This is a genomic window from Nocardioides sp., from assembly GCF_030655615.1.
Taxonomy (GTDB): domain Bacteria; phylum Actinomycetota; class Actinomycetes; order Propionibacteriales; family Nocardioidaceae; genus Nocardioides.
Genome location: NZ_JAURVJ010000040.1, coordinates 1 through 9540, shown reverse-complemented (window position 1 = coordinate 9540; position 9540 = coordinate 1). Strand labels below are relative to the sequence as shown.

Sequence of the window (9540 nt, the reverse complement as noted above, 5' to 3'; positions counted from 1 at the left end):
GCACCTCAGCCGCCGTGGAGGGCTCGCTGCGCTCGCACCTCAGCCGCCGTGGAGGGCTCGCTGCGCTCGCACCTCAGCCGCCGTGGAGGGCTCGCTGCGCTCGCACCTCAGCCGCCGTCGGGGGCGTAGCGTGACGGCATGAGCGTGCCGCGCGTGCTGGCGCCCTACGTCGCGAGCCTGGCGGCGTACGACGTCGTCGGTGAGCCCGGCGTGCACATCGGGATGCCGTCGACGAGCCTGACGTTGGTGCTGCCGGTGGGGGAGCCGCTCGACGTGGGGTGGGGGGACGAGGCCGGGAGCCGCGAGCGGTTCTGGGCCAACGTGTCGGGGCTGCACCCGGTGCCTGCGGCGATCCACCACGGGAGCCGGCAGCGAGGCGTCTACCTCGACCTGACGGTGGCCGGGGCGCGGGCGCTGCTGGGCGTGCCGGCAGCCGAGCTGGCGGGGGAGTTGGTCGAGGTGGGCGAGGTCGACCCGGCACTGCGTGACCTGCCCGACCGGCTGGCCGAGGCCGACGTGGCCGACGTGGCCGACGAGTCCGCCGACGCCACTTGGGAGGCGATGGTCGTCCGGGCCCTCGTGGAGGCCCTCGCCCGTCACGACGCACCGGGGCCACGGGCCGAGGTGGGGCGGGCGCTGGCCCGGCTGACGGGCGGTGCGCGGGTGGCGGAGGTGGCGGACGAGGTCGGGTTCAGCCGGCGCCACCTCGGCGACCTGGTCCGGGCCGAGGCCGGGGTGAGCCCGCAGGAGTGGGGGCGGCTGGCGAGGTTCGAGCGGAGCCACGCGCTGGTGCGCACCGGGGTGCCGCTGGCGGGCGTGGCGGCGACGTGCGGCTACGCCGACCAGTCCCACCTCACGCGGGAGTGGGTGGCGCTGGCCGGGTGCAGCCCGACGGAGTGGAAGCGACGAGAGGGTTCGTGAGGCGCGAGCCCGCGAGCCACGAAGGGCTCCCATCCGTCCAAGACGCCGAGACCGACGAGCAGCCAGGCTGAGGTCATGGAGACCAAGGACATCAAGCACTGGCAGAGCATGAGCTTCCGCGACGTCGACGTGATGAGCGCGTGGCTCGCCGCGATCGGGTTCCGGGAGCACGCGGCCCACCGCGACGAGGCCGACCCGTCGGTCGTCGTGCACGGCGAGTGGGTCTGGGCCGGCGGCGGGCTGATGGCCGGCTCCGCGCGGGACGACTCGCCGGTCACCGCACCGGGCCGCTCCTCGGCGTACCTCGTCGTCGACGACCCGGACGCGATCTTCGACGCCGCCGTCGCCGCGGGGGCGACGGTCGAGCGTCCGATGGTCGACCAGGACTACGGCGGGCGGGGTGGGAGCGTGCGCGACCCGGAGGGCAACCACTGGTCGTTCGGGAGCTATCAGCCGAGATGAGGAGCCGGTGGGGTCGGGTGGCTCGGCTGCGGTGGTCTCGACACGGACGGCGCCAGCGCGCCGACCGGCTCGACCACCGTGCGCACTAGCCTGAGGGCATGGCAGTGCGTGCGGTGAGGGGAGCGACCCAGCTCGACGAGGACGAGCGAGAGCTGATGCTCGAGCGGGTCTCGGAGATGGTGCTCGACGTGATGGCGTCCAACGGCCTGGAGGTCGACGACTTCATCTCGGTGATCTTCACCGCGACCTCCGACCTGCACAGCGAGTTCCCGGCCTACGCCGCGCGACAGCTCGGGTTCGGCGACGTGCCGCTGATCTGCGCGCGCGAGCTGGAGATCGAGGGGTCGATGCCGCGGGTGGTGCGGATGATGGCGCACGTCGAGACCGACCTGCCGCGCGCCGAGATCACCCACTGCTACCTGCACGGGGCCGCCGCGCTGCGCAGCGACCTGACGCGCGTCCGGTCCGTCCCCGACGAGCAGTAGGATCACGGTCCGTGACCGAAGACCTCAACAGCATCGTGGTGGCGGTCGACGGCACGTCGGGCTCGGGCAAGTCGAGTGCGTGCCGGGGCGTCGCCGAGCGGCTGGGACTGCGCTACCTCGACACCGGCGCCATGTTCCGGGCCGTCACGTGGTGGATGCTGCGCCACGGCGTCGACATCCACGACCAGGACGCCGTCGCCGACCACATGCGCCAGATGGTGCTCGCGTCGGGCACCGACCCGACCGGTCCGACGATCGCCGTTGACGGCGTCGACGTGAGCGCCGCGATCCGCACCGACGAGGTGACGCGGGCGGTCTCACCCGTCAGCGTCGTGCCCGAGGTACGACGCCGCCTGCTCGACCTGCAGCGCCAGATCATCGGCGACGGCGGCATCGTCGTCGAGGGCCGCGACATCGGCTCGGTGGTGTGGCCGCAGGCCGAGGTCAAGGCCTACCTGACCGCCGACCCCGCTGCCCGGGCCGCACGACGCGCGCTCGAGGAGGGCGGGTCCGACGTCGTCGCGACCGAGCAGGTGCTGCGTGAGCGCGACCGCATCGACTCCGGTCGCGCCACCGCACCGCTGGTGCAGGCCGACGGCGCGGTGCACGTCGACACGACGCCCTTCACCCTCGACGAGGTGATCTCCCTGCTCGTCGGCCTCGTCGAGCAGGCGCTGGAGCCCGCCTCGTGACGGGCGGGTCCGTACACGAGCAGCGCCCGCGCACCGACGGCGTACGCCGCCCCCGCCGCTGGCTGCTGCACGGCGCCCGCCCCTTCTGCGCCTGGTTGATCCGGCGGCGCTACCAGGTCGTCGTGCACGGTGCCGAGCACGTGCCTGCCACCGGGCCGGTGGTGATCGCGGCCAACCACATCGGGGTCATCGACGGCCCGCTGATGGCGATCTATGCGCCCCGTCCGGTGCACGCGTTGACCAAGATCGAGATGTTCCGGGGGTTCCTCGGGCGGTTCCTGACCGCAGCCGGGCAGATCCCGCTCGACCGCTTCGCGACCGACCCCCGCGCGGTGCGCACGAGCGTCCACGTGCTCCGCGAGGGCGGCGTGGTCGGCATCTTCCCCGAGGGGGCGCGCGGGGCCGGCGAGCTCGAGCTCTTCCACCGCGGTGCGGCCTACCTCGCCCTGACGACCGGCGCGACCATCGTCCCGCTGATGATGTTCGGCACCCGCGAGCCGGGCGGGTCCTCGTCGTCGCTGCCCCGCAAGCGGGGCACGATCGAGCTCGTCTTCTGCCCGCCGTACGCCGTCGATGCGGTGTCCTGGCCCCGGACGCGGGACGATGTGGGGGAGGCCTCGCGCCTCCTGCGGGCCCGGATGCTCGCCGACCTGCAGGAATCCATCCGCGCGACCGGGCGTTCGCTCCCCGGGCCGCTTCCTGCGGGCCAACATGAACCAGACCCCGGCGGGGGTGTCACGGAGAAGTCACGATGAGCAGCAACGACGGCGTCGACAGCGTCGACAGCGACGACTACACGGTCGAGGACGACGGACCCGTCCCCGTCCTGGCGGTCGTCGGCCGGCCCAACGTCGGCAAGTCGACGCTCGTCAACCGGATCATCGGACGCCGCGAGGCCGTCGTCGAGGACGTGCCCGGCGTCACCCGCGACCGCGTGCCCTACGACGCGCACTGGAACGGCCGTGCGTTCACCGTCGTCGACACCGGCGGCTGGGACCCCGACGCCCGCGGCCTCGCGCAGCGGATCGCCGCGCAGGCCGAGGTCGCCGTGACCCTCGCCGATGCCGTGCTGTTCGTCGTCGACGCGACCGTCGGGATCACCGACGCCGACGAGGAGGTCGTCAAGATCCTCCGCAAGTCGGGCAAGCCCGTCGTCCTGGCCGCCAACAAGGTCGACGACCAGCGCACCGAGGCCGAGGCCTACGGCCTCTGGAACCTCGGGCTCGGCGAGCCGTGGCCCGTCTCGGCCCTGCACGGCCGCGGGTCCGGCGACATGCTCGACGCGATCCTCGACGCCCTGCCCGAGCCGCCGCCCGACCGCGACAAGGAGCCCGGCGGCCCGCGACGCATCGCGATCGTCGGCAAGCCCAACGTCGGCAAGTCGTCGCTGCTCAACCAGCTCGCCGGTGAGGACCGCGTCGTCGTCGACAACGTCGCCGGCACCACCGTCGACCCCGTCGACGAACTCGTCGAGCTCGACGGACGCATGTGGCGCTTCATCGACACCGCCGGCATCCGCAAGCGGGTCAAGGAGGCCTCGGGGCACGAGTACTACGCCTCGCTGCGCACCACCACCGCCATCGACCGCGCCGAGGTCGCCGTGCTCGTCATCGACGGTGGCCAGCCCGTCTCGGAGCAGGACGTCCGGATCCTCCAGACCGTCCGCGAGGCCGGTCGTGCTCTGGTCATCGCCTTCAACAAGTGGGACCTCGTCGACGCCGAGCGCCGCTACTACCTCGAGCGCGAGATCGAGCGCGACCTCGTCCAGGTGCAGTGGGCACCGCGCATCAACGTCACCGCCCGCACCGGCTGGCACGTCGACCGGCTCGGCCCGGCCATCGACAAGGCCATCGAGGGCTGGGAGACGCGCATCAGCACCGGCGTCCTCAACGGCTTCCTCGGTCGCCTCGTCGCCGAGCACCCCCACCCGGTGCGCAGCGGCAAGCAGCCCAAGGTCCTCTTCGGCACCCAGGCCGGCACCGCGCCGCCGATGTTCGTGCTCTTCACCTCCGGCAAGCTTGAGGCGTCCTACGAGCGCTACATCGAGCGTCGCCTGCGCGAGGAGTTCGGCTTCGCCGGGACGCCGATCATCCTCTCGCAGCGGGTGCGCGAGAAGCGCAAACGCTGACGTCGGTTAGTACGTTTCCCCACTCCCCACCCAGGCCCGCCGGGCCTAGGTTCGGGCCCATGCGCCCCTCCCGCTCGCTGGCCGCGCTCGCCGCGGTCACCCTGTTCAGCCTGCCCGCCCTGGCCGCCTGCGGCGGCGACTCCGACGACGACGGGGGCACCGGGACGGACGACACGTCGCAGGACACGACCGACGCGGCCGACGCACCCGAGGACGCCGACCCGGCCGACCCCGGTGAGGGCGACACCGAGGACGCCGGCCAGGGCGGGGCCGCCGGGACCTCGGCGGGCTTCGCCGACTGCTCGGCGATCACCGCCGACGAGATGGCGCCGGCGCTCGGCGAGGGCACCGGGACCGCCGAGGTGCCCCCCGGCGGCGGGGGCTGCAACTACGCGCTCGACGACCCGAGGCTGCCGTCGGTGTTCCTCGAGGAGTTCCCGACCTCCGACTTCGCGGACGGGTTCGACGGGGCCAAGGCCAACATCTCCAACACCGCCGTCGGTCCGATCGAGGACCCCGTCGAGACCGACGTCTCCGACGTCGGTGACGGGGCGAAGGTCACGGTGGGTCCCTCGCCGCTCGGCAGCGGTGACGGCCTGCAGTCCATCGGGCTGGTCCTCGTGGGAGACACCATCGTCCGCGCGTCGGTCCTCCAGGCGAGCGACCTCGACGAGGCCGCGCTGCTCCAGGTGACCACCGACGTGCTCACGCTGGTGGCCAGCAAGGCCTGACCCCCGCCGCCCGCCCGGCGTACCGTGGATCGATGCGCGCCCCCCGCCTCGCCGCCGCCCTCGTCGTCCTGCCGCTGCTGGGCGGGCTGACGGCGGCCTCGGTGCCTGCGGACGCGGAGGTACGCCGGGGCGCGGTGGCCGGCACGGCCTGCTCGGAGTTCCCCTCGGACAGCTGGTGGCACGCCGACGTGCGTGGCCTGCCCGTGCACGCCCGCAGCCGCCAGTGGCTGTCGCGCATGGCGGCCGGACCGACCAGCGACACGGACCTGCACCCCGACTTCGGCCCGTCCTACGGCGACGGGCCCGACTACGGGACCCCGGTCACCGTGGTGGGACGCCGGCACCGCAAGGTCCCCGTCAGGTTCGACCACGCCTCGGAGAGCGACCGGGTGCGCTACCCGCTCGGCCGCGACACCCGGATCGAGGGAGGCCGCAGGTCCGACGGTGACCGGCACGCGATCATCGTCGACAAGGGCACCTGCCGGCTCTACGAGCTCTACGGGACGCGTCAGGTCGGCGGGCGGTGGCGGGCAGGCTCGGGCGCGGTCTGGTCGCTGCGGTCCAACAAGCTGCGCCCCGACGGCTGGACGTCGGCCGATGCCGCCGGACTGCCGATCCTGCCGGGGCTGCTCCGTTGGAACGAGGTGCGCACCGACCGCATCGACCACGCGATCCGGTTCACCACCGACGTCACCAGCCGCCACCACCTGTGGCCGGCGCGGCACGACGCCGGCTCGCAGAACTCGCTCGCCTACCCGCCGATGGGCGCCCGCTTCCGGCTCAAGGCGTCGTGGTCGGCGGCCGGCCTGGGTGCGCCGGCGCGTCGGGTCGTGGCCGCGATGAAGACCTACGGGCTCGTGCTCGCCGACAACGGCTCCCCGTGGTTCTTCCAGGGCGAGCAGAACGGGGCCTGGCCCGAGACGCTGATCGAGGACCTCGGGACCATCCCGGCGTCGGCGTTCGTGGCCGTGGACACGTCCTCGCTGAAGGTGACGGACGGGTCGGGGGCGGTGGAGTAGGCGCGGTGCCGCGGCTGCGTGGTCTCGGGGCGGTTGCCGGCGCGACCTCGTCGACCCCGGTGGGTTAGGTTCGCGGCGGACTGCCACTTGACCCGTTCGAACATATGTTCGAAGATGACGGGGTGCCCGTCCGCCCCGCTCCGACGCCGCTCGACCCGGCCCGGTCGGTCGTCGACCAGCTGCGCGAGCGGGTGGCCGCCATGGAGCGCAAGCCTGCGCGGGCCGAGGTCGCGACGCTGCCCGGACTGGCCGAGCTGGTGCCGCTGCACGCCGGGGCGACCTACGGCGTCGACTCGGCCGGGCTCGCGCTCGCCCTGGCCGCGGGGGCGTCCCAGGCGGGCGAGTGGGTGGGCTTCGCGGGGTGTCCCGACTTCGGCGCGGAGGCCGCGTCCGAGCTGGGCGTCGAGCTGTCGAGGACCGTGCTGGTGCCCGACCCGGGCGAGCACTGGCTCGAGGTGACGGCGGCGCTGGTCGACGTGCTGCGGGTCGTGGTGCTGCGGCCGCCGGCAACGGTCGACGCGCGGGCCGCCGGCATCCTCGACTCGCGGCTGCGCACCCGCGCGGCGGTGCTGGTCGTGTGGGGCGACTGGCCCCGGGTCGAGGCGCGGGTGAGCATCGAGGAGTCGCGCTGGACCGGTCCCGTCGCCGGCGGTGGCCGCCTGCACGAGCGTCACGCCCGGGTCGTCGTGCGCCGGGGTGCCCGACCGCCCCAGCGCGCCGAGCTGACCTGGCCCGGGGTCCGCGTCGTGACGCCGGTGCTGGCCGACCTGCGCGAGGCGTCGGGGTGACCACCCCGTGAGGGTGCTCGTGGTCTGGTGCCCCGACTGGGCGGTCGTCGCCGGTCTCGCCGAGGCCGAGAAGCCACCGCGCACGCCGGCCGCGGTCCTGTCGGCCAACATCGTCGAGGTGTGCAACGGCCCCGCACGGTCCGAGGGCGTGCGCCGCGGCCACCGCCGTCGTGACGCCCAGGCCCGCTGCCCCGAGCTCGAGCTGCTGGCGGCCAACCCCGACCGTGACGCGCGGGCGTTCGAGCCCGTCCTGGCCACCGTCGAGGACCTCCGACCCGGGGTGGCCGCGTTGCGCCCGGGCCTGCTCGCCGTACGCGCCCCTGGCAGCTGGTTCGGCACCGAGGCCAACGCGGCGGCCACCGTCTGCCAGGCGCTGGTCGAGATCGGCGTGTGGGACCTGCGGATCGGGGTCGCCGACGACCTCTTCACCGCCGAGCAGGCCGCGCGCACCGCCGACGTGCAGGGCTGGGAGGTCGTGCCCGTCGGTGGCTCGGGGGCCTTCCTGCGCACGCTGCCCGTCCACGTCCTCGAGGGCGACGGCGCCCAGGGGCGCGAGGTCGTCAGCCTGCTGCAGCGGCTCGGGCTCACCACCCTCGGCGACCTGGCGGCGCTGCCCGGCGAGGCTGTCGAGCACCGGCTCGGACGCTACGGCGCTTCCGTCTGGCGCCGGGCCAGGGGCGAGGACCCGGCTCTCTTCGCAGCGCGCACCCCGCCGCCCGAGCTCGAGGCCGAGGTCGCGTTCGAGCCGCCGCTCGACTCGGTCGAGGCGATCACCTTCAGCGTCCGGACCACGGCCGAGCGGTTCCTCTCCCAGCTCGCCCGCCACCAGCTGGTCGTCACCGGGGTGCGCATCGAGGCCGAGTCCGACGGGGCGGTGTGCTCGCGGCGCACCTGGCTGCACCCGCGTCACTTCGGTCCCCGCGACCTCGTCGACCGCGTCCACTGGCAGCTGCAGTCGGGGGTCGCGGGCTCTGGAGTGCGCTCGCGCAAGGACTCCGGCGCGGTGCGCGCGCCGATCGACCGGGTCCGCTTCGTGCCCGAGGTCGTGGAGCCGGCGGCCGCCCACGGCGAGGCGCTGTGGGGCGGCGCGGCCGACGACCTCGTCGAGCGCGGCGTGGCGCGGGTGCAGGGGATGGTCGGGTTCGACGCCGTACGCCGGCCGGTGCTGCAGGGCGGTCGCCACCCCGCCGCCCGCCAGGCGCTCGTGCCCTGGGGCGAGCGCGCCGTCGACCTGCGTCCGGTCGACCGGCCCTGGCCCGGACGGGTGCCCGGCCCGGCCCCGGTGCGCGTCTTCGCCGCCCCGCCGCTCGCCGAGGTGGTCGACGAGGGCGGGCGGTCGGTGGCCGTCACCGAGCGGGGCGTGGTGACGTCCGAGCCGTGCCGCTTCCGGCTGGGGGCGGGGGTGCTGCCGTGGCAGCCGGTCTCGGCGTGGGCCGGACCGTGGCCGGTCGACGAGTCGTGGTGGTCGGGGGGCGCGGGGCTGTCCGCGCGCTTCCAGGTCGTGGGCGCCGACGGGCGGGCGTGGCTGTTGCTGCGGGCGCCGGACGGCTGGACGTTGGAAGCGGGTTACGACTGATGGGGCGTAGGAGCGGACCGGGTCCGGTCCATCGCCTGCGGGGGTCTCGACACGGGCTCGCCGGGGGCTCGCCCGGCTCGACCACCGTGGGGACGTCCGTGCAGGGGGGTGGTGGCTGATGGGCTGGAACAACCCATCGATGAAGTGGAAGGAGCTCGAGGCGCGGCTCAGCGGGCTGCCGGGTGCCGACGACGCGCCGGTCTCGCGCCGCAAGCGGGGCGCGACGGAGGCGCGGACGATCCTGCGGCCGAGCGACGCGACGCCCTACGCCGAGCTGCACTGCCACAGCCACTTCAGCTTCCTCGACGGGGCGAGCTCGCCGGCCGAGCTCGTCGAGGAAGCGGTGCGGCTGGGGCTGCACGCGTTGGCGATCACCGACCACGACGGGTTCTACGGCGCGCCGATGCTGGCCGAGGCCGCGGCGGCCTACGACCTGCTGACCGTCTACGGCGCCGAGCTGTCGCTGGGGCTCAGCGGCCCGCAGAACGGCGTGCCCGACCCGGAGGGGAGCCACCTGCTGGTGCTCGCGCGCGGTGTCGAGGGCTACCACCGGTTGTCCGGGGCGATGACCGAGGCGCACCTGCGTGGTGACGAGAAGGGCCGGCCCGTCTACGACCTCGACCAGCTCGGCGAGCAGGGACGCGGTCACTGGGTGGTGCTCACCGGGTGCCGCAAGGGGGCGGTGCGCCAGGCGCTCGCCCGGGGGGACGAGCGCGCGGCGGCAGCAGCGCTCGACCG

11 protein-coding genes are annotated in these 9540 nt (G+C 74.5%); all 11 read left to right on the top strand.

Annotation, left to right across the window (positions count from 1 at the left end; genetic code table 11):
- Positions 1-138: 138 nt before the first annotated feature.
- A complete protein-coding gene (locus Q7T52_RS03485; protein WP_304799435.1) occupies positions 139-921 on the top strand; it encodes an AraC family transcriptional regulator in 783 nt (260 codons plus the stop codon).
- Between the two features lie 75 nt (positions 922-996).
- A complete protein-coding gene (locus Q7T52_RS03480; protein ID WP_304799433.1) occupies positions 997-1383 on the top strand; it encodes a glyoxalase/bleomycin resistance/extradiol dioxygenase family protein in 387 nt (128 codons plus the stop codon).
- Positions 1384-1481: 98 nt separating this feature from the next.
- On the top strand, positions 1482-1868 hold the full coding sequence (gene aroH, locus Q7T52_RS03475; RefSeq protein ID WP_304799431.1) for a chorismate mutase: 387 nt from the start codon (positions 1482-1484) through the stop codon (positions 1866-1868).
- A gap of 11 nt (positions 1869-1879) precedes the next feature.
- Positions 1880-2560: a (d)CMP kinase gene (cmk, locus tag Q7T52_RS03470; protein WP_304799429.1), complete on the top strand. Its 681-nt coding sequence runs from the start codon at positions 1880-1882 to the stop codon at positions 2558-2560.
- Positions 2557-3315, top strand: coding sequence for a 1-acyl-sn-glycerol-3-phosphate acyltransferase (locus tag Q7T52_RS03465; protein ID WP_304799427.1), 759 nt, complete (start codon positions 2557-2559; stop codon positions 3313-3315). The genes cmk and Q7T52_RS03465 overlap by 4 nt, the downstream gene beginning before the upstream one ends.
- Complete coding sequence (der, locus tag Q7T52_RS03460; RefSeq protein ID WP_304799425.1) at positions 3312-4688, top strand: ribosome biogenesis GTPase Der; 1377 nt, start codon at positions 3312-3314, stop codon at positions 4686-4688. The genes Q7T52_RS03465 and der overlap by 4 nt, the downstream gene beginning before the upstream one ends.
- 59 nt (positions 4689-4747) lie before the next feature.
- On the top strand, positions 4748-5419 hold the full coding sequence (locus Q7T52_RS03455; protein ID WP_304799423.1) for a hypothetical protein: 672 nt from the start codon (positions 4748-4750) through the stop codon (positions 5417-5419).
- Between the two features lie 32 nt (positions 5420-5451).
- Complete coding sequence (locus tag Q7T52_RS03450) at positions 5452-6438, top strand: hypothetical protein (protein ID WP_304799421.1); 987 nt, start codon at positions 5452-5454, stop codon at positions 6436-6438.
- Positions 6439-6560: 122 nt separating this feature from the next.
- Positions 6561-7226: a hypothetical protein gene (locus Q7T52_RS03445; RefSeq protein WP_304799419.1), complete on the top strand. Its 666-nt coding sequence runs from the start codon at positions 6561-6563 to the stop codon at positions 7224-7226.
- A 7-nt stretch (positions 7227-7233) separates the two neighbouring features.
- The gene (locus Q7T52_RS03440; protein WP_304799417.1) at positions 7234-8802 is read left to right on the top strand and encodes a DNA polymerase Y family protein; all 1569 of its coding nucleotides are present in this window, start codon (positions 7234-7236) and stop codon (positions 8800-8802) included.
- A 118-nt stretch (positions 8803-8920) separates the two neighbouring features.
- Positions 8921-9540, top strand: a 620-nt coding sequence (locus Q7T52_RS03435; RefSeq protein ID WP_304799415.1) for a PHP domain-containing protein, incomplete at its 3' end; no start/stop codon positions are given.

Bases quoted from the DNA above. Each gene is read 5' to 3' on its own strand.
- Q7T52_RS03455 (WP_304799423.1), top strand. From the start codon at position 4,748: ATGCGCCCCTCCCGCTCGCTGGCCGCGCTCGCCGCGGTCACCCTGTTC.
- der (WP_304799425.1), top strand. From the start codon at position 3,312: ATGAGCAGCAACGACGGCGTCGACAGCGTCGACAGCGACGACTACACG.
- Q7T52_RS03450 (WP_304799421.1), top strand. From the start codon at position 5,452: ATGCGCGCCCCCCGCCTCGCCGCCGCCCTCGTCGTCCTGCCGCTGCTG.
- aroH (WP_304799431.1), top strand. From the start codon at position 1,482: ATGGCAGTGCGTGCGGTGAGGGGAGCGACCCAGCTCGACGAGGACGAG.
- Q7T52_RS03485 (WP_304799435.1), top strand. From the start codon at position 139: ATGAGCGTGCCGCGCGTGCTGGCGCCCTACGTCGCGAGCCTGGCGGCG.
- Q7T52_RS03480 (WP_304799433.1), top strand. From the start codon at position 997: ATGGAGACCAAGGACATCAAGCACTGGCAGAGCATGAGCTTCCGCGAC.